Genomic DNA, 26,887 nt, shown 5'->3' on the forward strand with positions numbered 1-26,887 from the left:
TCCGCGCCCCTCTTCTGCACGCAAGAGGGGCGATTGTGATCCAGCCCGCTTTTTCACCGCCGCAGTTGGACATCGGTTTTATCCTCAGTCTTTATCTACAGCGTTCACCTTCGCTGTTGATATTGATATTTTTTCCTCTGAGGAATTTCCGATGCATAAAGCCCCACGTTATACGCTATTGGCTTCATCCCTGTTGTTTTCCCTCGGCGCGCTGGCGCAGCCGGCCGGCGAACTGCCGCTGATGCCGTGGCCGCAGCAGGTTGAGCTGGCTCAACCGGCGAGCAGGCTGGTGCTGGATCACCGGCTGTCGCTAAGCCTGCAGGGCGACGATCTGGGCGATGCGCTGCCGCGCTGGCGCCAGCGCATCGAGCTGCAAACCGGCTGGACGTTGGCGCCGCAGGCGGAAAGCGCCGGGGGCGCGGCCATCGACATCGTTATCAAAGATAAGGTGGCGGCGCAGCCGCTGCCGGGCAGCGACGAGAGCTACCGGCTGGCGGTCACCCCACAAGGGGTTGCCCTCACCGCCAATACCCGCTTCGGCGCGCTGCGCGGCATGGAAACCCTGCTGCAGCTGCTGCAGACCGACGGAGAAAACACCTTCTTGCCGCTGGTGAACATCACCGACGTGCCGCGTTTCCCGTGGCGCGGCGTGCTGCTGGATTCGGCGCGCCATTTCCTGCCGGTGGCGGATATTTTGCGCCAGCTCGACGGCATGGCGGCGGCCAAACTCAACGTTTTCCACTGGCACCTGACCGACGATCAGGGCTGGCGCTTCGCCTCGCAGCGTTACCCCAAACTGCAGCAGCTGGCCAGCGACGGCCAGTTCTATAGCCGCGAGCAGATGCGGCAGGTGGTGGCCTACGCCACGGCGCGCGGCATCCGCGTGGTGCCGGAGATCGACCTGCCGGGGCACGCCTCGAGCATCGCGGTGGCTTACCCGGCGCTGATGAGCGCGCCGGGGCCGTACCGCATGGAGCGCCGGTGGGGCGTGCACCCGCCGACGCTCGATCCGACCCGCGACGAGGTTTATCGGTTTGTCGATACGATCGTCGGTGAACTGGCGGCGATCTTCCCGGATCCTTATCTGCATATCGGCGGCGATGAGGTCGACGCCAGCCAGTGGAAGGCGTCGTCATCCATTCAGGCGTTCATGCGGCAACATCAGCTGGCGGACACCCATGCGCTGCAGGCCTACTTCAACCAGCGGTTGGAGAAAATCCTCGAGAAGCACCAGCGGCAGATGGTCGGCTGGGACGAGATTTATCACCCGTCGCTGCCGCGTTCGATCGTGATCCAGTCCTGGCAGGGGCAGGATTCGCTCGGCGCCGGCGCGCAGGAGGGTTATCAGGGCATTCTGTCGACCGGTTTCTACCTCGACCAGCCGCAGAGCACCGCCTATCACTACCGCAATGAAATCCTGCCGCAGCCGCTGGGGGTGGAAACCGCGCTGCAGCCCGGCGAACAGGCGCAGAGCTGGCAGTTCAGCATGCCGCGCCTGAAGGGCAGCGCGGTGGCGGGCAGCTTTACCCTGATCCAGGGCCGGCAGGGCTGGCGCGGTTTTATCGACTTCGACGGCAAGTCGCGCCGCGCGCTGCACGACATCGTCTGGCGCACGCCGCAGCAGGTGACGTTCCGCGTCGATACCTGGATGGGCGACACGCGGCCGGTGTTCACGCTGCAGCAGGACAAGCTCAGCGGCTATACGTTGGTCGGCAACGTGCGTTACCCCACCAGCGGCAACAAACTGGCGGCTACTCCGCCGGGCAAACCGCCGGTGGTGCCGGACGAGAAACGGCTGGCCAATATTCTCGGCGGCGAAGCGGCGCTGTGGGCGGAAAACGTCCGCGCGCCGCTGCTCGATCTCAAGCTGTGGCCGCGCAGCTTCGCGGTGGCGGAGCGGCTGTGGTCGGCCAAAGACGTCACCGACCAAAGCAACATGTACCGGCGGCTGGCGGCGATCGACGCCTGGTCGGTGGTGTCGGTCGGCCTGCAGCAGCACGCCGAAACCGCGCGCGAGTTCACCCGGCTGGCCAACGGCGTGGAGATCGCGCCGCTGCAGATCCTGGCCGAGGCGGTGGAGCCGGCGCAGTACTACACCCGCCAGCACCTGAAGTTCAGGGCGGGCAACTACCATCAGTTCGAGCCGCTCAATCGCTTTGTCGATGCCCTGCCGCCGGAAAGCAACGCAGTGCGCGAGATGGGGCAGCAGGTGGCGGCGCTGTTGCAGGACAACAACAACCGGGCGGCGGCGCAGGCGCTGCGCGAACGCCTGCTGCGCTGGCAGCTGAACGGCGCGGCTGTGAAAACGTTGATTGCAGGCAACCGGGTGATGCAGGCGCTGGCGCCGGTGGCGCAGGACGTCGGCGCGCTGTCGACGCTGGGGCTGATGCTGCTGGAGCGCCGGCAGCAGGGTAAACCGTTGAGCAGCGCCGAGGCCGAACGGGCGCAGCAGCAGCTGGACGCGGCGGCGCAGGCGCGCGACGAGGTGGTGATCGCGGCGGTGTATCCGCTGGAGGCGCTGCTGCGCGGCCTTCGGGTGGAATAACCGCAGGGGGCTCGGCAGGCCGAGCCCCAAAAGTCCTTACAGCGCCAGCGGCGGCAGCTGTTTGAAAATGCTGACCAGCCCTTCGCCCCAGCCTTTGCGGATGGCGCTGAAGTGCGGGTGATCTTCGGTGATGCGGTATTGCTGGGCGCTGCTGAAGCTGCCGCGCGGGTAGATCATCACGTCGAGCGGCAGCCCGACCGACAGATTGCTGCGCAGGGTCGAATCCAGCGAGATCAGCGCGCACTGCATCGCCTGCTCCAGCGGGGTATCGTAGTTCAGCACCCGATCGATGATCGGCTTGCCGTATTTGCTTTCGCCGATCTGGAAGTAGGGGGTGTCGCGGGTAGCCTCGATAAAGTTGCCCTGCGGGTAGATATGGAACAGCCGGGTCTCTTCGCCGCGGATCTGGCCGCCGAGCAGCAGATTGCAGCTGAAATCGGTGGTGCTGCCGCTCTGCTGCGCCTCGCTGTCGCGCTGGATCACTTCGCGCACCGTTTCGCCCACCAGGCTGGCGGCTTCGTACAGGCTGGGCGCGTTCAGCAGGTTGGGGCGCTCGGCGTCCTGGCTGCGGCGCAGCAGCAGGCTGATGATGCTCTGGGTGGTCGCCAGATTGCCGGCGCTCTGCAGCACCAGCGTGCGTTCGCCGTCCTGCTGGAACACGTGCAGTTTGCGGAAGGTGGAGATATGGTCCACCCCGGCGTTGGTGCGTGAATCGGAAGCAAAGACCAGCCCGGACGACAAGCGCATGGCCACACAATAGGTCATACCACAATTCCTCAATACAAGACTGGCACGCCGCCAAACGCCAGCGTGCCCGAAACTTTCGCCGGCGGCAAGCGGCTACTGGCCGGCCGGCATCATCTGCACCGCGGCGATGGTGTGCATGTCCTCGCAGCCGCCGCCCAACCGCATGCCGCGCACCGGGCAGGCGTCCAGATAGTCGATGCCCACCGCCAGCTTAAGGTGCTGATTCGGCAAACGGGTGTTGTTGGTAATGTCGAAACTGTGCCAGCGGTCTTCCACCCAGGCCTCCGCCCAGGCGTGGGTGGCGACGTGGGTGGAGTCTTCGCTGTACAGGTAGCCGCTGACGTAGCGCGCCGGAATGTTCAGGCTGCGGCAGCAGGCCAGAAATACGTGGGTGTGATCCTGGCAGACCCCGCTGCCGGTGGCGAAGGCCTCGACGGCGCTGTCGGTCACCTGGGTGGCGCCCGGGTTATAGGGCATTTTCAGCAGCAGTTCGCCCATCAGCCGTTCCAGCCCGGCCAGCACCGCCTGCGGCTGGTGGTAGCGCAGGGCGAAAGCCTGGATCGCGGCGTCGGGCTGGGTCAGCGGGCTGTGGCGCAGGAACACCAGCGGCGACAGATGGCCCAGCGCCAGATCTTCGACGCCGTCTTCGATTTCCACCACCCCCTGCGCCCGAATGGTGATCGCCTGATGCGGTTCGTCCAGCGTCAGCACGTGCAGCACGTTGCCGAAGGCGTCGGTGGTGCACACTGCGTTTTCCGGCAGCGTCAGTTGCCAGGAGAGAATGCGCTGATGCTGCGAGTTTTGCGGCGTCAACCGCAGGTATTGGGTGCTGCGCTGCACCTGTTGCGCGTAGTGGTAATGGGTGCTGTGCTCAATGTTCAGTTTCATTGCGCCTCCAGATAAGTGTGGTGAATGCTTTCGGCGATGCCGCTGACCTGCCCGAGGAAGGCGTCCAGCCAGTCGCTCAGGCCGATCCGGCTCAGGTCTTTCATGCTGCTGAAGCGCAGCTCGGCGTGCAGGGTGTGCGCCAGGCGGCGCGGTTGATTGGCGCTGTTGCCGCCGATCTGTTCCAACTGCTGCACCATGTCGCCGACGCAGGCCAGCAGCGAACGCGGGATCTCGTTGCGCAGGATCATCAGCTCGGCGATGGTTTCCCGGCTCAGTTGCTGCTTGTAGATGCTGTGATAGGCTTCGCGCGCGCTCACCGCCCGCAGCAGCGTGTCCATACGGTAGTATTCGCGCACCGGGTCGCCGTCGCTGTCCATCAGCGCGTTTTTCACCCCCAGCAGGCGGGCGGTGCCGTCGGCCCGCTCCAGCAGGGTGCCGAGGCGAATAAAGCACATGGCGTCGCTGCGCAGCAGGGTGCCGAACATCGCGCCGCGGAACAGGTGCGAGCGTTCCTTCACCCAGTCGAAGAAGGCGTCGGCGCCGACCGAGCCGATGCCCTGGCGGCGGATCAGCTTCATCTCGATCCAGGTGGCGTTGATGCTCTCCCAGACTTCGGAAGACAGGCTGCCGCGCACCGCGTGGGCGTTGCCCCAGCCCATCTGCAGGCAGCTGTAGATGCTGCTGTGGTTGCGGCTGTCGAGGGCGAAGAAGCTCACCAGGTTGGCCATCGTCAGCTCGGGGTAGGCGGCGGCGTACAGCTGGCCGGTGCCGGTCAGATCGAGCGGCACCTGCAGATCCCGATCGCCGCCGTCGCGGATCGGCATCATCGACAGTTTGTTGGTGACGTCGAGCACCCGGGCGATGCTTTCCGCCCGCTCCAGATAGCGGGCCATCCAATAGAGTTCACTGGCGGTGCGGCTCAGCATGCGTCGTCCTCCAATACCCAGGTGTCCTTGGTGCCGCCGCCCTGCGACGAGTTCACCACCAGCGAACCCTCCGCCAGCGCCACCCGGGTCAGGCCGCCGGGCACCAGGCGGATCTCCGCGCCGCTCAGGGCGAACGGCCGCAGGTCGATATGGCGCGGCGCCAGGCCGTCGTTGACGAAGGTCGGGCAGGTGGAGAGCGCCAGGGTGTTCTGCGCAATGTAGTTCTGCGGCCGGGCCTGCAGCAGCGCGCGGAAGTTGGCGATCTCGTCCTTGCTGGCCGCCGGGCCGATCAGCATGCCGTAGCCGCCGGCGCCGTGCACCTCTTTCACCACCATCTGCTCCAGGTTGGCCAGCACGTAAGACAGCTCGTTTTTGTGGCGGCACTGCCAGGTCGGCACGTTGTTGAGGATCGGCTCTTCCTGCAGATAGAAACGCACCATCTCCGGCACATAGGGGTAGATCGACTTGTCGTCGGCTACCCCGGTGCCGATGGCGTTGGCCAGCACCACGTTGCCGGCGCGGTACACCGACAGCAGCCCCGGCACGCCGAGCATCGAATCCGGACGGAACGCCAGCGGATCGAGGAAGGCGTCGTCCACCCGGCGGTAGATCACGTCGACCTTGCACGGCCCGGCGGTGGTGCGCATAAACACCGCGCCGTCCTTGACGAACAGGTCGGCGCTTTCCACCAGCTCAACCCCCATTTGCTGCGCCAGGAAGCTGTGTTCGAAGTAGGCGCTGTTGAAGCGGCCGGGCGTCAGCACCACCACGGTGGGATCGTTGATCGGCGAGCTTTCGCGCAGGGTCTGCAGCAGGTGCGAGGGGTAGCGCTCCACCGGCGCGATGCGCTGCCGGGCGAACAGCTCGGGGTACAGCCGCATCATCATTTTGCGGTTTTCCAGCATGTAGGAAACGCCGGATGGGGTGCGCAGGTTGTCCTCCAGCACGTAGTACTGGCCGTCGCTGTTGCGCACCATGTCCACGCCGACGATATGCGCATAGATATTGCGGTGCAGATCGACGCCCTGCATGCAGGGCTGATATTGGTCGTTGGCCAGCACCTGCTCCGCCGGAATGATGCCGGCTTTCAGAATGTGCTGCTGGTGGTAGATATCGTGCAGGAAGGCGTTCAGCGCCTGAACGCGCTGGCGGATGCCGCGATCGAGCATCGCCCATTCGGCGGCCGGAATGATGCGCGGCACGCTGTCGAATGGGATCAGCCGCTCGGCGCCGTCGTCGTCGCCATAGACGTTAAAGGTAATGCCCACCCGGTGAAACAGCAGCGCGGCCTCTTCCCGCTTGCGTTGCACGGCCTTGTGGTCGGCCTGTTGCAGCCAATGCCAGTAAGCTGCGTAATGGCCCCGGTGTTTCCCCTCAGCCAGAAGCATCTCATCAAAAAACGGTGAAGCGGACAGATTGATATTCAGCATCGTCACCTCGTCGACATTGCAGGCTGTCAATCAATCGAGCATAAAATGTGCCAAGGTGAGAAAGGGGCGGAAATGGCGCGTAGCGGCGCGTTTCAGGCGGAAAAAGGCACGCTTTTAGTGCAAGGCCGGGTGGAGGCGCCTTAAAAGGGGGCGAATGGGAGCGTGGATGGTCGTTGATGGTTCAGCGTCGGCAAATAAAAACGGCCAGCCGGGGCTGACCGTTATGCGCGCTATCGTGGATTAACGACGAACGGCGATGGCTTCGATCTCGATCTTCACGTCTTTCGGCAGACGGGCCACTTCGACGCAGGAACGGGCCGGGAACGGCGCGCTGTGCTCGCTGAAGAAGGCTTCGTATGCGGCGTTGACGGTGGCGAAGTCGTTCAGGTCTTTGACGAACACCGTGGTTTTCACGATGTCGGCTACTTTCAGGCCGGCGGCTTCGACGATCGCCTTCACGTTCTCCAGCGACTGGCGCGCCTGAGCGGTGACGTCGTCGGCAACTGCGCCGGTTTTCGGATCGACCGGGATCTGGCCGGAAGTGATGATCATGCTGCCCAGATCAACGCCCTGCACGTAAGGACCAATGGCTGCCGGGGCGAGTTCAGTGCTGATGTTACGTGACATTTTTTCTCCTAATATATACCCGTCATACTTGAAGCTGCCTCTGTGTTGGCTGCGCTCACTTACCCGAATCACTTACTCCTGTAAGCTCATCGGGATGCGCTCCCTTGCCGCCTTGATGCAACTCCAATTATTTTGGGTATGCCATTTGTCTTTCAAACCGCAGCGTTGTTGGCTGCGTGCGATCACCGTAGGGGACGAATACATGCGTTCTCTACGGCATTCCATTATAGGGAGTGGCGAGCGGATTAACAGCGCCGTCCGGTAAATGAGCCGATTCAATCCGCCTGCAGCACCACCTGATGCTCGAACTCTTTTTCGCAGTAGCGGCACTTCAGGTGCACCTCGCCGTCGCGCGATTTAACGCTGAAGCTCGAGGCCACCGGCTCGCTGCGGCTGATGCAGTTGCCGTTCGGGCAGGTCAGCACGCCGTCGATATGGTCCGGCAGGCTGAGGGTCAGCTTGCGCACCACCTCGTAGTTGTCGATGCGGTTTACCGTGGCCTTCGGCGCGTACATCGCCAGCTGGTTGGCCTGCTGTTCGGTCAGGAAGGTGTTCTCGATCTTGATCAGGTCTTTGCGGCCCAGCTCGTTGGAGGGCAGGTTCAGGCCGATGGTGATGCGCTGATCGGTGGCGGTCAGCTTGAACAGCGTCAGCAGCTTGAAGCCGACCTGCGCCGGAATATGGTCAATCACCGTACCGCATTTGATCGCTTCGACCTGCAGTTTGTTATCGTGAGTCATGACGGTTCCCCCTTAAAGAGCCAAATCTGCGGTTAATACCAGCGCCAGCAGCGCCTGGCGGGCGAAGATGCCGTTGCCCGCCTGTTGGAAGTAGTAGGCGTACGGCGTGGTGTCCACGTCTGTGGTGATTTCGTCGATGCGCGGCAGCGGATGCAGCACCTTCAGGTTGTCGCGCGCACCGGCCAGATCCGCGGCGCGCAGGACGAACTGCGCCTTCACGTTGGCGTATTCGGAAGGGTCGAGGCGCTCTTTCTGCACCCGGGTCATGTAGAGAATATCCAGCTCCGGCACCACCTCTTCGATGCTGCCGTGCAGGCTGTATTCGATGCCTTTTTCTTCCAGCATCTTCAGGATATAGGCCGGCATCGCCAGCGCTTCCGGGGCGATAAAGTAGAAGCGGTTGCCTTCGAACTTGGCCAGCGCCTGAGTCAGCGAGTGTACGGTACGGCCGTATTTCAGGTCGCCCACCATGGCGATGTTGATGTTGTTCAGGCGGCCCTGGGTTTCCTGAATGGTGAACAGGTCCAGCAGGGTTTGGGTCGGGTGCTGGTTGGCGCCGTCGCCGGCGTTGAGCACCGGAATGCCGCCGGAAAACTCGGACGCCATGCGCGCCGCGCCCTCCTGCGGGTGGCGCATCACGATGGCGTCGACGTAGGTGCCGATCACCGAGATGGTGTCGGCCAGGGTCTCGCCTTTCTTGCCCAGCGAGGTGTTGCTGCCGTCGGCGAAGCCCACCACCGAGGCGCCCAGGCGGTGCATCGAGGTTTCGAACGACAGGCGGGTACGGGTCGAGGCTTCGAAGAAGCAGCTGGCGATCACCTTGTGTTTCAACAGCTCCGGCTGCGGGTGCGCCTTCAGGCTGGCGGCGGTGCGCAGCACCAGCTCCAGATCCTCGCGGCTGAGATCGTTAATAGAGATGATATGTTTGTGATACAGCGGGTTGGCCATTTTTCACTCCTCCTCGACGCGTGCCCGTGGCGCGGGACTTTTCGATATTCTTAAGGCAAAAAAAAGCCCCTCAACGAGGGGCTTGAAACGATCGGTTTAGCAACAGGAGAAACAACGGCAGCTGGCCGCCGATTGGCAGTCGGTTTTGTCGGTTGCGGCTAACAAAACAAACGTCGTTTTTCATGCTTTCTCCTGGCAAATTGTCGCGCATTATACTCGCGCTTTTCGCCACTGCAAGCGCTAAAACGTCGATTTTTGCGCTTTCGCAATCGATTGGCTGGCACCGGCCGCCCGCCGCTTATTTGCTGACGCGATCGTAGTAGACCATGTCGGCGTTCAGCCCCTGCCGGTAGCCCTTGACGTTGTCGCGCAGCACCACTTCGGTCTTGGCCTGGTCGATAAACACGTACGGCGAGCTGCGCTGCAGCTCCTGCTGCATGGCGGTATACAGCGCGCTGCGCTTGGCCGGATCGGCTTCGGCCACCGCCGCCAGCGTTTGCCGGTTCAACTGCGGGATCTGCCAGCCGTTCAGCCCGGCTACCGTGCTGCTCTTGCCGTCGTTGTAGGCGAAGGCGCTGGCGTTCGAGTGGGCGTCGAAGTAATCCGGGATCCACAGGCGGATCGCCGCCTGGTGCTGTTTGGCGCGCACTCGGGAATACACCTGGCTGCCGGCGGCCGGCAGCAGCTCCACCTTCACGCCGGCGGCGGCGAAGCTGGCCTGCAGCGCCTGGGCGATGGTGATGAACGGCGGCTTGTTCTCCACGTCCAGCGTAAAGGCGGCGTTGCTGATACCGGCCTTGGCCAGGATCGCCTTGGCCCTGGCCGGATCGAAGCTGAACGGGTTGGTTTCCAGCGCGCCCGGCAGCCCGACCGGCAGGAAACTCTGGTGCACGAAGTACTGGCCCTTCAGCAGATCCTGGGTAATGCCCTGATAATCGATCAGGTAGCGCGCCGCCTCCCAGAAGGCCGGGTTGTTCAGCAGCGGGTTGGCGCCGTTGCCGGTATTGAACACCAGGTAGTTTTGCTCGGCGGACGGGATCTCCAGCACCTTAACGCCCGGCTGGTTTTTCAGCGTGTCGGTCTGGTCGGCGCCCAGCTCGCGCGCGATGTCGGCATCGCCCTGCTGGATCAGCAGGCGGCGGGTGGCCGGGTCCGGCACGTTCTTAATGATGATGCTTTTCAGCTGCGGCTTGTCGCCCGGCGAACCCGGGTTGGCGTCCAGCACGATCGCCTGATGCGGCTGGTAAACGCGCATCTTGAACGGGCCGCTGCCGGCGGAGTGCATTTTCAGCCAGGCGTTGCCGTAGTCGCCGTCTTTGACGTTGGCCAGCGCCGCTTTGCTGTCGACGATCGAGGCGATCGGCGTAGAGAGAATATTCAGCGCCACCGCCGGGCTGACGTCCGCCGTCCAGCTCAGCTGCAGGGTATGATCGTCGATCTTCTTCAGCTGCGCATCGATATTGTCCGGCTGCCAGCCGAGCACGTTGAGGATAAACGCCGGCGATTTGTTCATTTTCACCGCGCGGCCGTAGGAGAAGATCACGTCGTCGGCGGTAAGCGGGTTGCCGGAGGAGAACGCCGCCTGCGGGCGCAGCTTCACCGTCAGGGTTTTCGCCGCGGCGTCGCTCCGCCAGCTTTCCGCCAGCACCGGCGCCACCTTGGCCGGGTTATCGCGATCCGCCTGCACCAGCCGCTGATACAGGCTCGGCACCGTCTGGATGCTGGAGAGTTCGTTGGCTTCCGCCGGATCGAGGCTGACGATGTCGTCCAGCGATTGCACCACCACCAGGGTGTTCGGCGGGGTCGCGGCCAGCGCGGCGGCGGGCAGGGCGGCAAGCATTAACAGCGGCAAGATTTTGGCTTTCATCGATGTGTATCCCCCGAAGGCGCCACGCATGGCGCTGAGAAGTGTTTGTTATCGTTGGTTTTCGCACCAAGGTCCGAGGTTGGCAAAGGTCAATCGGTTATTTGATATGCCGGGAATAGCCTGGACGCCCTGGAGAAGGTTGCCGGAATGGCTGAAGGGGGTGGGGAGCGCGATGTCGCCTGCGCTCCCCATTGCCTGTGCGTGACGCGCCCCGGCAATATGCTTTAAATCGTGTCGCTGAGGGTGGCGACCAGCACCGCCTTGATGGTGTGCAGCCGGTTTTCCGCCTGATCGAACACCACGCTGTGCGGCGATTCGAACACTTCGTCGGTGACCTCCATGCCGCCGTGCAGGCCGTACTGCTCCGCCATTTGCTTGCCGAGGGTGGTCTGGTCGTCATGGAAGGCCGGCAGGCAGTGCAGGAACTTGACGTTCGGGTTGCCGGTCAGCTTCACCATCGCCATGTTGACCTGATACGGCCTCAGCAGCGCGATGCGCTCGCGCCAGGTTTCTTTCGGCTCGCCCATCGACACCCACACGTCGGTATACAGGAAGTCGGCGTCTTTCACCCCTTCGGCGATATCTTCCGTCAGGGTGATCCTGGCGCCGGTCTGCTGCGCCAGCGCCCGGCATTCGGCCACCAGCTCCGCCTGCGGCCAGCAGGCCTTCGGCGCCACCAGCCGCAGATCCATGCCCGCCAGCGCGGCGGCCTCCAGCAGGGTATTGCCCATGTTGTTGCGCGCGTCGCCGACGTAGGCGAACTTCACCTGGTTCAGCGCCTTGCCCGGCAATTGCTCCTGCACCGTCAGCAGGTCCGCCAGCAGCTGGGTCGGGTGGAACTCGTTGGTCAGCCCGTTCCACACCGGCACGCCGGCGTGGTTGGCCAGGGTTTCCACCAGCTGCTGGCCGTAGCCGCGGTACTGAATGCCGTCGTACATGCGGCCCAGCACCCGGGCGGTGTCCTTCATCGATTCCTTATGGCCGATCTGGCTGCCGCTCGGGCCGAGATAGGTCACCTGGGCGCCCTGATCGAATGCGGCAACTTCGAAAGAGCATCGGGTGCGGGTCGAGTCTTTTTCGAAGATGAGCGCGATGTTTTTGCCCTGCAGCCGGCGTTTTTCCTGGCCCTGCTTCTTGGCCAGCTTCAATTCGGCCGACAGCCGCAGCAGCGCCTGCAGCTCTGCGGGGGTGAAATCCATTAACCTCAGAAAGTGACGTCTGTAGAACGGGTTGCTGGTGCTCATTGGCGTATATCCCGATTGCTTAATTGAATTAAAATTCACTTTATATGTATGAATATTCAATTTCAACCCCGCGATAGAAATCTTTCACGTTTATCGTGGAAGCAATGTCGGCGCTGTGTGAAAATAGAAGGAATGAAGGCCATTTGACTTGAGGATATAGGCATGGCAAACCGCGAATTGCTGGAAGAACAACGTGAAGAGACCCGCCTGATCATCGAAGAACTGCTGGAAGACGGCAGCGATCCGGACGCGCTCTACACTATCGAGCACCATCTCTCCGCCGAGAAGTTTGAGGTTCTGGAGCAGGCCGCCGTTGAAGCCTTCAAGCTGGGCTACGAAGTGACCGACGCCGAAGAGCTGGAAGTGGAAGACGGTTCACTGGTGATGTGCTGCGACGTGATCAGCGAAGTCGGCCTGAACGCCGAGCTGATCGACACCCAGGTGGAGCAGCTGGTGGCGCTGGCGGAACGCTGCGGCGTCAACTACGATGGCTGGGGCACCTACTTTGAAGATCCGAACGGCGAAGACGAGGGTGAGGATGACGAAGACGGTGACTTCATCGACGAAGACGACGACGGCAAACGCCACTGATTAATCCTGCGGGCCGGCTCTCGTCGGCCCCTGATAAACGACATGAAATACCAATCCCTGTTAGCCCCAATTTTAAACTTCCTGCACTGCGAAACCCCCGACGCCTGGATCGATGCCGCGCGCCGCCCGGAAAACCTGCAGCTGCTGCTGACCGACCATATGGTGTGCGAGCTGAAGGCGGCGCAGACCGGCATGTGGCTGATCCGCCGCTACGTGGCGGACAAAGAGAGCGGCGACGCGCTGCTGGCGCTGCTGCGGCCCTACGAGGCGTTTCTGCACGAAGCGCAGGGCGTGCCGGACGCGTTGTTCCAGCAGGGCCAGTTCACCCGCAAGATCCTGCCGAAAAACGGCTCGGCCTACGGCCAGGAGCTGGCGGACAAAATGGTGCTGTTGATCAAAGAAGAGCTGCATCACTTCTCGCAGGTGCTGGAGATCATGCAGGCGCGCGGCATTCCGTACCGCAAGATCACCGCCAGCCGCTACGCCAAGGGGATGATCCGCGAGATCCGCACCCACGATCCGGCCACGCTGATCGACAAACTGATCTGCGGCGCCTATATCGAGGCGCGATCCTGCGAACGCTTCGCCAGGCTGGCGCCGCACCTGGACGACGAGCTCAACCGTTTTTACGTCTCGCTGCTGCGATCCGAGGCGCGCCACTACCAGGATTACCTGCAGCTGGCGGAACAGATCGCCGGCGGCGACATCAGCGAACGTGTGGCCCACTTCGGCCGCATCGAGGCAGAGCTGATCCTGTCGCCGGACGGCGAGCTGCGCTTCCACAGCGGCGTGCCCGCCGCCGCCTGATTGCCCGGGCGCTCCGTTACTGCGGGGCGCCCAGCAGCAGGTCCACCGCCTTTTCCGCCAGCATGATGGTCGGCGCATTGGTGTTGCCGCTGGTCACCTGCGGCATCACCGAGCAGTCGATCACCCGCAGCCGTTCAAAACCGTGCACCCGCAGCTGCAGATCGGTTACTGAGTCCTGCGGCGACTGGCCCATGCGGCAGCTGCCCACCGGGTGATACACCGTCTTGCAGAAGTTGCGCACGAACTCCTCCAGCTGCGCCTCGTCGCGGGTCCATTCCGGCTGTGGCATCAACAGGTCTTTGATCAGCGGTTTCAGCGCTGCGGTCTGCAGGAAACGCAGGCCGAACTTCACCGCGCGCACGCTGCCGGCCAGATCCTCCGGATGGCCGAGGTAGTTGGCCTGCAGTTTGACCGGATCGGCCGGGTTGCGGCTGCGCAGCTGCACCTGGCCGCGCGCCTTCGGCTGCAGATAGCCGACCTTCAGCGTGAAGCCGTGGATATTCGGCAGCGGCTCGCCGGGCACGTCGTCCCAGCTGTCGAGCAGCGGCAGGAAGTGGATCTGCACGTCCGGCCGGCCGTCGCCCAGGCTGTCGCTGAAGGCGGCGCCTTCCAGCACGTTGGAGCTGAGCACGCCGCTGCGGAACGCCAGCCACTGCGCGCCGTGCCCCAGCGCCTGCAGGCCGCGATCGGCGCCGAACAGGCTGATGGGCTCGCGGGTACTGACGTTGATCGACATATGCAGATGATCGTGGAAATTCTTGCCGACCGGCAGATCCGCCCGCACCTCGATGCCCAGCTGCTGAAGGTGCTCGCGCGGGCCGATGCCGGACAGCAGCAGCAGCTTCGGCGAGCCGACCGCCCCGGCGCTGACGATCACTTCCCGCGTGGCCTGCGCGCTCACCTCGGCGCCGCCGTTCTGGCTGTAGACCACGCCGGTGGCGACGTTGCCGTCGAAGGTCAGCCGGTGCACCAGCGCGTTCAGCTTCACCACCAGCCGCCGCTCGTCGCGCACCGCCTGCAGGTAGGTGCGCGCGGTGCTGGCGCGTTCGCCGTTGCGGGTGGTGGTCTGGTAGAAGCCGACGCCGTGCTGGCTGTCGCCGTTGAAGTCGTTGCGGTAGGGCAGGTTCAGCTCCTGGCCGGCGCGGATAAACGCCATGCTGAGCGGGTGGCGGTAGCGGTTCTCGCTGACCGGCAGCAGCCCCTCGCCGCCGTGATAGCCGTCGGACAGGCTTTCGTTGGCCTCGGCGCGCTTGAAGTAGGGCAGCAGATCCTGATAGCCCCAGCCGGTGCAGCCGTAGCGCTCGGCCCATTCGTCGTAATCCTGCCGCTGGCCGCGGATGTAGATCATGCCGTTGACCGAGCTGCTGCCGCCCAGCACCTTGCCCTGGGCGATTTGCATGCGGCGGTTGTTGGCGTGCGGCTCCGGTTCGGTCTCGTACGGCCAGCTTTTCTTGGCGATGATCTTCGCCACGCCGGCCGGCATTTTGATAAACAGGTTATTGTCGTCGCCGCCCGCTTCCAGCAGCAGCACCCGCGCCTGGGTGCGGCGGATCAGCTGTGCCGCCAGCACGCAGCCGGCGGAACCGGCGCCAACGATAATGTAATCAAATGAGTTTTCCGACATGACAGCTCTCCGTGCGCGATAGGGATGCTGGCAGAGTAACGCAGCATTATTCTGGGTCAAATTCCAATCGTTAAAATGTTAATGAATGTCACATATTTTTTGTGATTGTTTTATTTTTTGATTAAAAATCATATTGTTATTTTTTGTTTTTCATATTAATAAAGTTGTCTTTTTTGCTTGAGACGTCTGTGAGCCTGGCGATAGGTGCCAGGGGAATGGGATGAATCCAGCGTATTATCACCGTGGTTGGTCGATGAATTGATATAGCAGGCAGGGTGAAAAAGCTCGTTAATATCATTACATTAAATAAGTTTAATTCAGTAGGTATGTTGCGTTAGTGTCTTTGGTTTAATATATTGAAAATAAATGAATTTTTATTTTTTTAGGCCTGATGCAAGTTTGCTCTGCTTATGCAGAGAAAAGATTAGCATGCAGAAATTGTCCATTTGATTATTCTTAATATCGCCATGGTGAGCTTGTTGTCCCCTCGTTAAGGGGGGGTGGAATGAAAATTTTTATACTGTATGATACTTCTACCAAATCACATTGATACCATATTAATCATGAACATTTCGATAGAGAAGTCGAACTACCTGAAAGGGATAGCCATTATCTTAATGCTGGTTCACCACCTTTTCGCCTTTCCAGATAGAATTAGTCCTGATGTCACCGTGAAATATATCGGCATGCTCCCGGGTACCGGTATGTATATTGAAACCTATATCGGTTTGTTTGGGAAGATTTGCGTTTCCATGTTTTTATTTCTTTCCGGCTACGGTTTTTCTTTAAGAAGAGAGGTTTCGGCTAAATATATTTATGGGAAGTTGAAGAATCTTTATATCAGTTACTGGCTGGTTCTTTTTATTTTCTTCTCTATCGGCATCGTTTTTTACTCTGGAGCAAGGTTCTCGACGTCCATTCCGACGTTCCTGGAAAACTTTATTGGTATTAAGTCAACATATAATGGTGAATGGTGGTTCTTCAAGCTCTATGTGCTTTATGTACTGTCTTTACCACTGTTTGTCAGGCTGAACAACTACGCTATCTTGGTTATCGTATTCTTAGGTACCGGGATCGGCAAGGTATTATCCGGGTATGATTTTGTGCCTACATTCATTACTGATTACCTGATTTGGCTGCTGCCGTTTGGCCTCGGGATCGTGTTTGGCCGTGCCGGTAATTTCCCGGAAACTTCTTTTATTTCAAAAATGTTACGTAAAGTTAACGGCGTTCATGCGATTTGGCTTTTCATCCTGACAATTATTGCTTTCGTTGGAGGGAAAGGTTTAGGGCTTGTGCTAGCCACGCCGTTCTTTATTCTCGCTTTGGTTAAGGTTTCCGATAAATCAAATGCAAAAGTGAATGGGGTTATCAGCGAATTGGGACGCAACTCGATGTACATGTGGTTGACGCATACCTTCTATTGCTACCATTTTGCTCCCAAAGTAATTTATTACCCGGAATACACACCGTTAATACTGATTCTCTTAATTGTGATTTCGTATCTGACAAGCCTTGTGCTTACCCGAATTGAGCAGTTTATAAAAAAGCCATTTGAATTAAAGGCAAATAGCGCCGGTTGAGTTTAACGTGTCGATAAAATGGGTGGCGTGTGGGCCGCCCATTTTTTTTACCATTTATCGTGATGATATTGGCCATAACTCACAGCCCGAGGCTTTTCCTAAACATACAATAGCCGATTGAAACATCAGCAATGCATACTCCCCTGGATAACAGCAAAGATATTCAGCAGGGAGCCATGCATGGTTAAGGAGTTAAAGGCTCTTCAGCATGGTGACTTCGCAGTCGACGTGGCCGGTGGCGCCCATGGCGTGGCCGATGTGCTCGAAGCCCAAATGCTCATACAGCCCGACGGCCTGCGTCAGGCTGGCGGTGGTTTCTAAATAACAACGGCGGAAGCCGTGCTGGCGGGCGAAGTCCAGCGCCTGCAGCGCCAGGCGTTTCGCCAAACCCTGGCCGCGCAACATCGGCAGGAAATACATTTTCTGCAGCTCGCAAACGTCCTCTTCACCGCCCTGCAGCGGCGCGACGCCGCCGCCGCCGGCGATCCGGCCGTCGACCTCGATCACCCAGTAGGCGCTGCGCGGCAGGCTGTAGAGCTGGTACAGGCTGTCCAGATTGGGATCGGAGACGGTATAGCCTTTATCCGCCGTCAGGCCATGCTCGGCGGAGACTTCGCGAATGACGTTAGCAATAGCGGCATTATCTGCAGCCGTTATTGGGCGCACCAGAAGACGCACTGGGGTTGCTGTTGTCATGTTTACACTCGCCATAAATTAACAGAGCTCAGGTTTGTTTTTATCGCAGCGCAAAACGCGCCAGGTTTATTTCCCGGCAGCGTCCATGCGGCATTCATTCGTACTTGCTTTGTAATAACACTGAAGCTGGGCCAGATGCAACGGCGATAAAAAAACAGCGGGGAAATCCCCGCTGTTTTCAACCGTTGGCGCAAGCCGTAAATTACAGCGCGGCGATGGTCGCCTGCTGTTCCTGCAGCTTCACCTTGCCTTCTTTGCAGGCCGCCAGACGTTCGCGCTCTTTGGCGACTACCACTTCCGGCGCGCGCGCCACGAAGCCTTCGTTGGCCAGTTTGCCTTCGATGGCGGCGATTTCCGCATCCAGCTTGCCCATCTCTTTCGCCAGACGCGCGATCTCGGCGTCTTTGTCGATAAAGCCGGCCATCGGGATCAGCAGCTCGGCGCCGTCCACCAGTTTGGTGACGGACACCGGGCCTTTTTCACCGGCCGGCAGCGGCGCGATGGAAGACAGGCGCGCCAGGCGGGCGATAAAGCTCTGGTTTTCCTGCAGGCGGCGCTGGGCGTCGGCGCTGCAGTTGCGCAGCAGCACGTCCAGCTGCTTGCTCGGCGCGATGTTCATCTCGGCGCGGATGTTGCGCACCGCGGTGATCGCCTGCTTGATCCACTCCAGATCGTTCAGCGCCTGCTCGTCTTCCAGCGCGGCGTCGTAGGCCGGGAACGGCTGCAGCATGATGGTGTCTGCGGCGGCGCCGGTCAGCGGCTTCACGCGCTGCCAGATGGTCTCGGTGATGAACGGAATGATCGGGTGCGCCAGACGCAGCAACGCTTCCAGCACGGTGATCAGCGTGTGGCGGGTGCCGCGCTGTTCCGCTTCGCTGCCGTTGCTCACTACCGGCTTGGTCAGCTCCAGGTACCAGTCGCAGAACTGGTTCCAGGTGAATTCGTACAGGATGTTGGCCGCCAGGTCGAAGCGGTAGGTGTCCAGCGCTTCGCGGTAGGCTTTCACCGTGCGGTTGAATTCGGCCAGGATCCAGCGGTCCGCCAGCGACAGCACTTTCTCGCCGCCGTTGAAGCCGCAGTCATGCTCTTCGGTGTTCATCAGCACGAAGCGGCTGGCGTTCCACAGCTTGTTGCAGAAGTTGCGGTAGCCTTCCAGGCGCTTCATGTCCCAGTTGATGTCGCGGCCGGTCGAGGCCAGCGCCGCCAGGGTGAAGCGCAGGGCGTCGGTGCCGTGCGGCTCGATGCCGTTCGGGAACTGCTTCTCGGTGCGCTTGCGGATTTTCTCCGCCAGCTGCGGCTGCATCATGTTGCCGGTGCGTTTTTCCAGCAGATCTTCCAGCGAGATGCCGTCGACCATGTCCAGCGGATCGATGACGTTGCCCTTGGACTTGGACATCTTCTGGCCTTCGTCGTCGCGGATCAGGCCGGTCATGTAGACGGTCTTGAACGGCACCTGCGGCTTGCCGTTTTCATCCTTGATGAAGTGCATGGTCAGCATGATCATGCGCGCGATCCAGAAGAAGATGATGTCGAAGCCGCTGACCATCACGCTGGTCGGGTGGAAGGTTTTCAGCGCTTCGGTCTGCTCCGGCCAGCCCAGGGTGGAGAAGGTCCACAGGCCGGAGGAGAACCAGGTGTCCAGCACGTCTTCGTCCTGGGTCAGCGCCACGTCGGCGCCCAGGTTGTTCTCGCTGCGCACTTCTTCCTCGCTGCGGCCGACGTAGACCTTGCCGTTCACGTCGTACCAGGCCGGAATGCGGTGGCCCCACCACAGCTGGCGCGAGATGCACCAGTCCTGAATGTCGCGCATCCAGCTGAAGTACATGTTTTCGTACTGCTTCGGCACGAACTGAATGTCGCCTTGCTCGACCGCTTCCACCGCCACTTTGGCCAGCGGCGCGGTGCGCACGTACCATTGGTCGGTCAGCATCGGCTCGATCACCACGCCGCCGCGGTCGCCGTAGGGCACCGTCAGGTCGTGCGGTTTGATCTCTTCCAGCAGGCCCTGCTGCTCGAAGGCGGCAACCACCGCCTTACGCGCGGCGAAGCGCTCCAGGCCGCGGAACTCGGCCGGGATCTCGCTGCAGTAGTCGGCGCAGACTTCGCCCAGGGTGTTGAACACCTCGGCTTGCTGGCGGATATCGCCGTCGAAGGTCAGGATGTTGATCATCGGCAGGCCGTGACGTTTACCGACTTCGTAGTCGTTAAAGTCGTGCGCCGGGGTGATCTTCACGCAGCCGGTGCCCTTTTCCATGTCGGCGTGCTCGTCGCCGACGATGCGGATGCGGCGGCCGACCAGCGGCAGAATGATCTCTTTGCCAATCAGGTCTTTGTAACGCGGATCTTCCGGGTTGACCGCCACGCCGGTATCGCCCAGCACGGTTTCCGGACGGGTGGTGGCCACCACCAGATAGTCTTTGCCCTCGGCGGTTTTGGCGCCGTCGGCCAGCGGGTAGCGCAGGTGCCACATGGAGCCTTTGGACTCGCGGTTTTCCACTTCCAGATCGGAGATGGCGGTGCGCAGTTTAGGATCCCAGTTCACCAGGCGCTTGCCGCGGTAGATCAGGTCTTCTTTGTGCAGACGGACAAACACTTCGCGCACCGCGTTCGACAGGCCTTCGTCCATGGTGAAGCGCTCGCGCTCCCAGTCCACGGAGTTGCCGAGGCGGCGCATCTGGCGGGTGATGGTGCCGCCGGATTCCGCTTTCCACTGCCAGATTTTTTCGATGAACGCATCGCGGCCGTAGTCGTGGCGGGTTTTGCCTTCTTCCGCGGCGATCTTGCGCTCCACCACCATCTGGGTGGCGATGCCGGCGTGGTCGGTACCGGCCTGCCACAGGGTGTTTTTACCCTGCATGCGCTGGTAGCGGATCATGGTGTCCATGATGGTCTGCTGGAACGCGTGGCCCATGTGCAGGCTGCCGGTGACGTTCGGCGGCGGGATCATGATGCAGAAGCTTTCCTGGCTGGTGTCGCCGTTCGGCTTGAAGTAACCCTGGCCTTCCCAGTGATCGTACAGCTTCTGTTCGATCTGTTTTGGGTCGTATGCGGTGTCGAGCTGACTGTTTGTCTTTTCCATTTTATATCGTTGTTCAGTGAGTTGGCGGCGTAGCCGTGGTCAAATGGAAGCCGACGCTGCGATAGGCTTTGTAACGGTCGCGCGCCAACTGTTTCAGGGTGTCTTCGTAAGGGACGAAGTCTACCACTTCATGGAAAGCGGTAGCAAAATCTGCAAACTCTGGCAGCAGGGCGATCAGCAGATCGCGCGGGGCGTTGCCGCGTTTGCCGGGCCAGCACAGCTCCACCGGGGCGCCGTAGTGCGGCCCCTCGCCGGCCAGGTTGTGCGGCACGAACTGGTGGGGTTCGCGCTGCCACAGCGCTTCGTCCAGCCGCTGGGCCTGTTCCTGGCTCTCGCAGGCGATCAGCACCCGCTTGCCGGCACGCCAACGTTCGGCGGCGACGGCGCAGGCCACCGCTTCATGCGCGCTGAGCGCGCCCGTCGGTTCTGCGTGTTCGATAAGATAGAACGTTGCCTGCTTCATATAACCCCTTCATCTTTCAAGCTGCAGCTGTGTTGGCTGCCCTCCCTCACCCCAGTCGCTTACCGGTGTAAGCTCCTGGGGATCCTCTCGGTTGCCGCCTGGCTGCAACTCGAAAGCTATCGGGTTTATAAAATTGTGCACCATTACTAAAAATACAAGGGTACAGCATGCTGTACCCTTGAGGGATTATACCTGAATTACCGCTCAGATTTAATCGTCGCCGTTCAGTCCTGCACGGTTGAGCAAGAACTGCGACAGCAGCGCGACCGGGCGGCCGGTGGCGCCTTTGGCCTTGCCGGAGCGCCAGGCGGTGCCGGCGATGTCCAGGTGCGCCCAGCTGTACTTGCGGGTGAAGCGCGACAGGAAGCAGGCTGCGGTGATAGCCCCGCCCGGACGGCCGCCGATGTTTGCCATATCGGCGAAGTTGGAGTCCAGCTGCTCGTAGTATTCGTCGGCCATCGGCAGGCGCCACGCGCGGTCGCCGGCCTGCTCGGAGGCGCCGATCAGCTCGTGCGCCAGCGGGTTGTGGTTCGACATCAGGCCGGTGATGTGGTGGCCCAGGGCGATCACGCAGGCGCCGGTCAGGGTGGCGATGTCGATCACCAGCTCCGGATCGAAGCGCTCGACGTAGGTCAGGGTGTCGCACAGCACCAGGCGGCCTTCGGCGTCGGTGTTCAGCACCTCGACGGTCTGGCCGGACATGGTGGTCAGCACGTCGCCCGGGCGATAGGCGCGGCCGCCCGGCATGTTCTCACAGCCGGCCAGCACGCCGATCACGTTCAGCGGCAGGTTCAGCTCCGCCACCACGCGCATCACGCCGTACACCGTCGCGGCGCCGCACATGTCGTACTTCATCTCGTCCATGCCTTCGGCAGGTTTGATCGAGATGCCGCCGGAATCGAAGGTCAGGCCTTTACCCACCAGCACGATCGGCTTAGCGTCCGGGTTTGGGTTGCCCTTATATTCCATCACCGACATCAATGATTCGTTCTGCGAACCTGCGCCAACCGCCAGATAGGCGTTCATCCCCAGCTCTTTCATCTGCTGTTCGCCGATGACGCGGGTGGTGATGTTGGTGCTGAAGGCGTCCGCCAGCTGGCGCGCCTGCGAGGCCAGGTAACCGGCGTTGCAGATGTTCGGCGGCATGTTGCCGAGATCTTTGGCCGCCTTGATGCCGGAAGCCACCGCCAGGCCGTGCTGGATGGCGCGTTCGCCGCTGGTGAGCTCGCGGCGGGTCGGCACGTTGAACACCATTTTGCGCAGCGGGCGGCGCGGCTCGACCTTGTTGCTTTTCAGCTGATCGAAGGTGTAGAGCGTCTCTTTGGCGGTTTCTACCGCCTGACGCACCTTCCAGTAGGTGTTGCGGCCTTTCACGTGCAGCTCGGTGAGGAAGCAGACCGCTTCCATGGAGCCGGTATCGTTGAGGGTATTGATGGTTTTCTGAATCACCTGCTTGTACTGGCGTTCATCGAGCTCGCGCTCTTTGCCGCAGCCGATCAGCAGGATGCGTTCAGAGAGAATGTTAGGCACATGGTGCAGCAATAACGTCTGCCCGACTTTGCCTTCCAGTTCGCCGCGGCGCAGCAATGCGCTGATATAACCATCACTGATTTTGTCGAGTTGTTCTGCGATAGGTGACAGGCGGCGCGGTTCGAAAACACCGACTACAATACAGGCGCTGCGCTGTTTTTCCGGGCTACCGCTTTTTACACTGAACTCCATGCACTCTCCTGAATCTTAAAGACAAAGGCGGAAGCTACGGCTAGAATGACCAACTCCGTAACGATCTCCCGCCATTTGAGTTAACTAACTATGTTAACCTGAACGGCGTAAATTGCTCTGTTTTGGCGACTATAAGCAAGTTCCTATAGGACACCCAAATGCTAGATGTTGTAATACTATTTTAGCTGTGAAGGTTGCCATATGATGAGAATAAATGGCGGATTAGCGATGAAACTATCGATTTTCCTGCAAAAAGACAAGTTTTCACAGGCGTAATAAGCGTGATCATCATAAGATATCTGGTACGGGAAACGCTGAAGAGCCAAATCGCCATCCTGTTCATCCTGCTTCTGATCTTCTTTTGTCAGAACCTGGTCAGGGTGTTGGGCGATGCGGTGGACGGCGATGTCCCGACAAACTTAGTACTTTCTCTGCTCGCATTAGGTGTGCCGAAGATGGCGCAGCTAATCCTGCCTTTAAGCCTGTTCCTCGGCTTGTTGATGACGCTTGGGCGGTTGTATACCGAAAGCGAAATCACCGTTATGCACGCCTGCGGGCTGGGCAAACGCACCCTGATTATCGCCGCCATGATACTGGCGCTGCTCACCTCCGCGGTTGCCGCGGTGAACGTGTTTTGGGCCGGGCCGGTGGCTTCGCGCTATCAGGACGTGGTGCTGAGCGAAGCGAAGGCCAACCCGAGCATCGCCGGGCTGGCGGAAGGGCAGTTCAAGCCTTCGCAGGACGGCAACGCGGTGCTGTTCATCGGCAACGTGAAGGGCAGCACCTTCAATGACGTGTTCCTGGCGCAGCTGCGGCCGAACGGCAACCAGCGCCCTTCGGTGGTGGTGGCCGAGCACGGCAACATCAATCAGCTGAAGGACGGCTCGCAGGTGGTGACGCTCGACAAGGGCACCCGCTTCGAGGGCACCGCGCTGCTGCGCGACTTCCGCATTACCGACTTCAACGACTACAAGGCGGTGATTGGCCACCGCACGGTGGCGGTGGATAACAGCCAGGCCGAACAGATGTCGATGAAGACGCTGTGGGGATCCGACGATCCGGACGCGCGCGCCGAGTTCCACTGGCGCCTGACGCTGGTGGTCTCCGTGGTGCTGATGGCGCTGCTGGTGGTGCCGCTCAGCGTGGTGAACCCGCGCCAGGGCCGCGTGCTGAGCATGCTGCCGGCCATCCTGCTGTATTTGATTTTCTTCCTGCTGCAGACCTCGCTGCGTTCCAACGCCGGCAAGGGCAAGCTGGACCCGATGATCTGGCTGTGGGCGGTTAACGCCGTTTACTTCGTCATCGCGCTGGCGCTGAACCTGTGGGATACCGTGCCGATGCGCAAGCTGCGCGCACGCCTGAGAGGAGCCGCCTGATGTTTGGCGTACTGGACCGTTATATCGGTAAAACGATTTTCAACACCATCATCATGACGTTGTTCATGCTGGTGTCGTTGTCCGGCATCATCAAGTTCGTCGATCAGCTGCGCAGAGTGGGCCAGGGCGATTACAGCGCGCTGGGCGCCGGCATGTTTACCCTGCTGAGCGTGCCGAAAGACATCGAGACCTTCTTCCCGATGGCGGCGCTGCTGGGCGCGCTGCTCGGCCTGGGCCAGCTGGCGACGCGCAGCGAGCTGGTGGTGATGCAGGCCTCCGGCTTTACCCGCATGCAGATCGCCGGCTCGGTGATGAAAACCGCCATTCCGCTGGTATTGCTGACCATGGCGATCGGCGAGTGGGTGGCGCCGCAGGGCGACCAGATGGCGCGCAACTACCGCGCGCAGCAGATGTACGGCGGTTCGCTGCTTTCCACCAAGAGCGGGCTGTGGGCGAAGGACGGCAACGACTTCATCTACATCGAGCGCGTCTCCGGCGAGAAAGAGCTTTCCGGCGTGAACATTTACCACTTCAACGACCAGCGCAGGCTGGAGACGGTGCGCTACGCCGCTACCGCCAGCTTTGAAGGCGGGGTGTGGAAGCTTTCGCAGGTGGATACCTCCGACCTGACCAACGAAAAACAGGTGACCGGCACCCAGACGCTGACCGGCGAATGGAAAACCAACCTGACCCCGGACAAGCTGGGCGTGGTGGCGCTGGATCCCACCTCGCTTTCCATCAGCGGGCTGCACAACTACGTGAAGTACCTGAAGCAGAGCGGCCAGGAGGCCAACCGCTACCAACTGAACATGTGGAGCAAAATCTTCTCGCCGCTTTCCGTGGCGGTGATGATGCTGATGGCGCTGTCGTTCATCTTCGGCCCGCTGCGCAGCGTGCCGATGGGCATCCGCGTGGTGACCGGCATCAGCTTCGGCTTCCTGTTCTACGTGCTGGACCAGATCTTCGGCCCGCTGAGCCTGGTGTATAACATGCCGCCGGTGCTGGGCGCGCTGCTGCCGAGCATGCTGTTCCTGTTGATTAGCGTGTATATGCTGCTGAAACGCCGGTAACGGGGCAACAGGGCATTGTTGAAAGGCGCGGCCGTTGGGCTGCGCCTTTTTTGTTTGAGGGGCGCAGCGGGGGCCGTGGGGCGAATTTGGGGCTAGCGGCGATATTGGGCAAAGCGCCCGATGCGGCCCGACCGGCGCTTTTTTCAACACTTAACTCATTGAACAACGGATAAGTGTTGCGCGCGGATCGCTGGAAGGTATAATGCACCCGTTTTCCGCATACTACTTCAGTGCCGAAGTGGCGAAATCGGTAGACGCAGTTGATTCAAAATCAACCGTAGAGATACGTGCCGGTTCGAGTCCGGCCTTCGGCACCATTAGTACAGCGCGAACAAGAAGCCACCGAAAGGTGGTTTTTTGTTTATAAGCATTATTACTCTAAATTGTTAGTTTGATGACGTTTTGATTATGCGTATGTACACAGAGGCTGTGTCGTCGATAAGTCCGCTTCTTTTGCAAACAGTAACATTGCGATTCTTTGTCTCTTAGCCGCGATAATCTTAGCTGGCTAAAAATCTAGACTCTCCAAACACTTTTGCTTATATTTATCGAATCAAAAGCTTATTTTCATTTTTATCATGACTTTTAGGTGTGGGAAGCACACTAATAATTAGGGATCTTCTCATGGCACACTCCTTACGAAAACCAATTGCACTCGATTTATTCTGCGGGTCTGGAGCCGTTTCTCTAGGGCTTAGACAAGCAGGTTTTAATGTTGTCGGGGCTGTAGATTTCGATGTTGGGGCTTGTCATACCTATCGTGCAAATCATCCCACTGTCCGTCTTTTAGAAAAGGATATACGGGATGTTGATCCTGATGATTTTGAAGATCTCATCCAGGGGGCATTAGATTTACTTGTTGTCTGCGCACCTTGCCAGCCCTTCAGTAGTCAAAATCAGTACAAGCGCAAGGACGATAGTCGAAGAAATCTTGTAGGAGAGTCTAAAAGATTTATTGAACGCTTTAACCCGTCACTAGTTTTTTTAGAAAATGTGCCTGGTTTAGCATCGACAGAGATTTTCGATGAGTTCAGGGGATGGTTAAAGCAAGTTGGATATAATGTAGCTGAGCCTATGCGTGTTGATGCTGCAGATCTTGGAGTACCACAGCGCCGTACTCGTATGATACTAGTTGCGGCCAAAGGGGTGTCTTTGGTTAACGCTATTGATATTGCCTATCAGGATAAAAAAACTGTTGCTGAGGCTATACAAGATCTAACTGTTCCTCCTGTGGGGAGAGAAGCTGCAGGAGCTGACCCCCTACATTATGCACGTAAACATTCTGTTATTAATATCGAGCGTCTTAAGCATACCCCGATCGATGGTGGAGGCAGAGACTCTCATCCTCCTCATTTGCAACTTACATGTCATATAAATACAAAAAATACATCTTTTTCAGATAGTTATGGGAGGATGCGATGGGCTGATGTTGCACCTACTCTTACTACAGGTTGCACTGATATTACGAAGGGCCGTTATGCGCATCCTGTTCAACATAGGGCCATCACTTTACGTGAGGCAGCTAGGCTACAATCTTTTCCTGATGATTATGTATTTTGGGGAAATTCAAGTCAGATTGCGACTCAAATTGGTAATGCGGTGCCCCCCGCAATGATGAAAACTATTGCTTTAAGCTTAAAGAAGGCACTTGAGTCATAATTATATCATTGTATGAGTTATGATATTTGTATAAAAATAATTAATTCAATTAATTAGCGGTGTCTTAAACATTTTTAATTAATTTCTAAAATTTTTTTGTTTATTTCGATAAAGCGCGCTAGGATATTTCAATATGTTAGCAATTAATTTTATTTTTAGTTACTATTAGTGTGCTAATATTTTAATGAGAATCAATAATATAACCGAATTATAAACGATTAGAGGTCTTTATGACGCAGCTCAGGGTTAGAGCCA

The 26,887-nt window shown here is 59.6% G+C and carries 21 protein-coding genes and 1 tRNA gene; 8 read left to right on the forward strand and 14 right to left on the reverse strand.

The genetic code is table 11. The features are described from left to right. Window positions 1–151 precede the first annotated feature (151 nt). Window positions 152–2,545 (forward strand): beta-N-acetylhexosaminidase, encoded by a 2,394-nt coding sequence (locus KHA73_RS02115; RefSeq protein ID WP_234588079.1) that lies wholly within the window; start codon window positions 152–154, stop codon window positions 2,543–2,545. Between the two features lie 36 nt (window positions 2,546–2,581). Here KHA73_RS02115 and KHA73_RS02120 read toward each other — a convergent pair whose 3' ends face one another. The 9 genes from KHA73_RS02120 to argF form a co-directional block, all read right to left on the reverse strand. Further along, window positions 2,582–3,310, reverse strand: a complete 729-nt coding sequence (locus KHA73_RS02120) for a proteasome-type protease (RefSeq protein ID WP_234588081.1) — start codon at window positions 3,308–3,310, stop codon at window positions 2,582–2,584. A 75-nt stretch (window positions 3,311–3,385) separates the two neighbouring features. Next, entirely contained in the window at window positions 3,386–4,180 is a 795-nt protein-coding gene (locus tag KHA73_RS02125) for a transglutaminase family protein (RefSeq protein WP_234588082.1), read from the reverse strand. Beyond that, a complete protein-coding gene (locus tag KHA73_RS02130) occupies window positions 4,177–5,106 on the reverse strand; it encodes an alpha-E domain-containing protein (RefSeq protein WP_234588084.1) in 930 nt (309 codons plus the stop codon). The genes KHA73_RS02125 and KHA73_RS02130 overlap by 4 nt, the downstream gene beginning before the upstream one ends. Then, the gene (locus tag KHA73_RS02135; RefSeq protein WP_234588086.1) at window positions 5,100–6,536 is read right to left on the reverse strand and encodes a circularly permuted type 2 ATP-grasp protein; all 1,437 of its coding nucleotides are present in this window, start codon (window positions 6,534–6,536) and stop codon (window positions 5,100–5,102) included. The genes KHA73_RS02130 and KHA73_RS02135 overlap by 7 nt, the downstream gene beginning before the upstream one ends. A 240-nt stretch (window positions 6,537–6,776) precedes the next feature. After that, window positions 6,777–7,163, reverse strand: coding sequence for a 2-iminobutanoate/2-iminopropanoate deaminase (ridA, locus tag KHA73_RS02140; protein ID WP_095095529.1), 387 nt, complete (start codon window positions 7,161–7,163; stop codon window positions 6,777–6,779). A gap of 275 nt (window positions 7,164–7,438) precedes the next feature. After that, complete coding sequence (pyrI, locus tag KHA73_RS02145; RefSeq protein ID WP_094142362.1) at window positions 7,439–7,903, reverse strand: aspartate carbamoyltransferase regulatory subunit; 465 nt, start codon at window positions 7,901–7,903, stop codon at window positions 7,439–7,441. Between the two features lie 12 nt (window positions 7,904–7,915). Next, window positions 7,916–8,851 (reverse strand): aspartate carbamoyltransferase, encoded by a 936-nt coding sequence (gene pyrB, locus KHA73_RS02150; RefSeq protein ID WP_234588088.1) that lies wholly within the window; start codon window positions 8,849–8,851, stop codon window positions 7,916–7,918. 298 nt (window positions 8,852–9,149) lie between these two features. Further along, entirely contained in the window at window positions 9,150–10,718 is a 1,569-nt protein-coding gene (locus KHA73_RS02155) for an ABC transporter substrate-binding protein (RefSeq protein WP_234588090.1), read from the reverse strand. A gap of 224 nt (window positions 10,719–10,942) precedes the next feature. Beyond that, window positions 10,943–11,962: an ornithine carbamoyltransferase gene (gene argF, locus KHA73_RS02160; RefSeq protein ID WP_234588092.1), complete on the reverse strand. Its 1,020-nt coding sequence runs from the start codon at window positions 11,960–11,962 to the stop codon at window positions 10,943–10,945. Between the two features lie 162 nt (window positions 11,963–12,124). On the opposite strand from argF, the gene rraB reads away from it, so the two are divergent. After that, window positions 12,125–12,553, forward strand: coding sequence for a ribonuclease E inhibitor RraB (gene rraB / locus KHA73_RS02165; RefSeq protein WP_234588094.1), 429 nt, complete (start codon window positions 12,125–12,127; stop codon window positions 12,551–12,553). A 42-nt stretch (window positions 12,554–12,595) separates the two neighbouring features. After that, the gene (miaE, locus tag KHA73_RS02170) at window positions 12,596–13,360 is read left to right on the forward strand and encodes a tRNA isopentenyl-2-thiomethyl-A-37 hydroxylase MiaE (protein WP_234588096.1); all 765 of its coding nucleotides are present in this window, start codon (window positions 12,596–12,598) and stop codon (window positions 13,358–13,360) included. A gap of 16 nt (window positions 13,361–13,376) precedes the next feature. Here miaE and KHA73_RS02175 read toward each other — a convergent pair whose 3' ends face one another. Next, a complete protein-coding gene (locus KHA73_RS02175) occupies window positions 13,377–14,984 on the reverse strand; it encodes a GMC family oxidoreductase (protein ID WP_234588097.1) in 1,608 nt (535 codons plus the stop codon). A 563-nt stretch (window positions 14,985–15,547) separates the two neighbouring features. Here KHA73_RS02175 and KHA73_RS02180 point away from each other — a divergent pair. Further along, window positions 15,548–16,567 carry an acyltransferase family protein gene (locus KHA73_RS02180; protein ID WP_234588098.1) on the forward strand — a complete coding sequence of 340 codons (1,020 nt, stop codon included), beginning with the start codon at window positions 15,548–15,550 and terminating at the stop codon, window positions 16,565–16,567. A 192-nt stretch (window positions 16,568–16,759) separates the two neighbouring features. Here the strand turns inward: KHA73_RS02180 and KHA73_RS02185 are convergent, their stop codons facing one another. The 4 genes from KHA73_RS02185 to pepA all read right to left on the reverse strand — a co-directional run bounded on the left by KHA73_RS02185 (window position 16,760) and on the right by pepA (window position 22,527). Continuing rightward, window positions 16,760–17,263 carry a GNAT family N-acetyltransferase gene (locus KHA73_RS02185; protein ID WP_234588100.1) on the reverse strand — a complete coding sequence of 168 codons (504 nt, stop codon included), beginning with the start codon at window positions 17,261–17,263 and terminating at the stop codon, window positions 16,760–16,762. Between the two features lie 202 nt (window positions 17,264–17,465). Further along, on the reverse strand, window positions 17,466–20,342 hold the full coding sequence (locus KHA73_RS02190; RefSeq protein WP_234588111.1) for a valine--tRNA ligase: 2,877 nt from the start codon (window positions 20,340–20,342) through the stop codon (window positions 17,466–17,468). Between the two features lie 13 nt (window positions 20,343–20,355). Then, window positions 20,356–20,805, reverse strand: a complete 450-nt coding sequence (locus KHA73_RS02195) for a DNA polymerase III subunit chi (RefSeq protein WP_234588120.1) — start codon at window positions 20,803–20,805, stop codon at window positions 20,356–20,358. Window positions 20,806–21,015: 210 nt separating this feature from the next. Beyond that, complete coding sequence (pepA, locus tag KHA73_RS02200) at window positions 21,016–22,527, reverse strand: leucyl aminopeptidase (protein ID WP_061800569.1); 1,512 nt, start codon at window positions 22,525–22,527, stop codon at window positions 21,016–21,018. A gap of 281 nt (window positions 22,528–22,808) precedes the next feature. Between pepA and lptF the strand changes: the two genes are divergently transcribed. The 4 genes from lptF (at window position 22,809) to KHA73_RS02220 (ending at window position 26,632) form a co-directional block, all read left to right on the forward strand. Then, window positions 22,809–23,903: an LPS export ABC transporter permease LptF gene (lptF, locus tag KHA73_RS02205; RefSeq protein ID WP_234588122.1), complete on the forward strand. Its 1,095-nt coding sequence runs from the start codon at window positions 22,809–22,811 to the stop codon at window positions 23,901–23,903. Beyond that, entirely contained in the window at window positions 23,903–24,973 is a 1,071-nt protein-coding gene (gene lptG / locus KHA73_RS02210) for an LPS export ABC transporter permease LptG (RefSeq protein ID WP_234588124.1), read from the forward strand. Before lptF ends, lptG begins: the two co-directional genes overlap by 1 nt. A gap of 232 nt (window positions 24,974–25,205) precedes the next feature. Further along, a tRNA-Leu gene (locus tag KHA73_RS02215) sits at window positions 25,206–25,290 on the forward strand. A gap of 307 nt (window positions 25,291–25,597) precedes the next feature. Continuing rightward, window positions 25,598–26,632, forward strand: coding sequence for a DNA cytosine methyltransferase (locus KHA73_RS02220; protein ID WP_234588126.1), 1,035 nt, complete (start codon window positions 25,598–25,600; stop codon window positions 26,630–26,632). Window positions 26,633–26,887: the final 255 nt, after the last annotated feature.

The organism is Serratia entomophila, from assembly GCF_021462285.1.
Taxonomy (GTDB): domain Bacteria; phylum Pseudomonadota; class Gammaproteobacteria; order Enterobacterales; family Enterobacteriaceae; genus Serratia; species Serratia entomophila.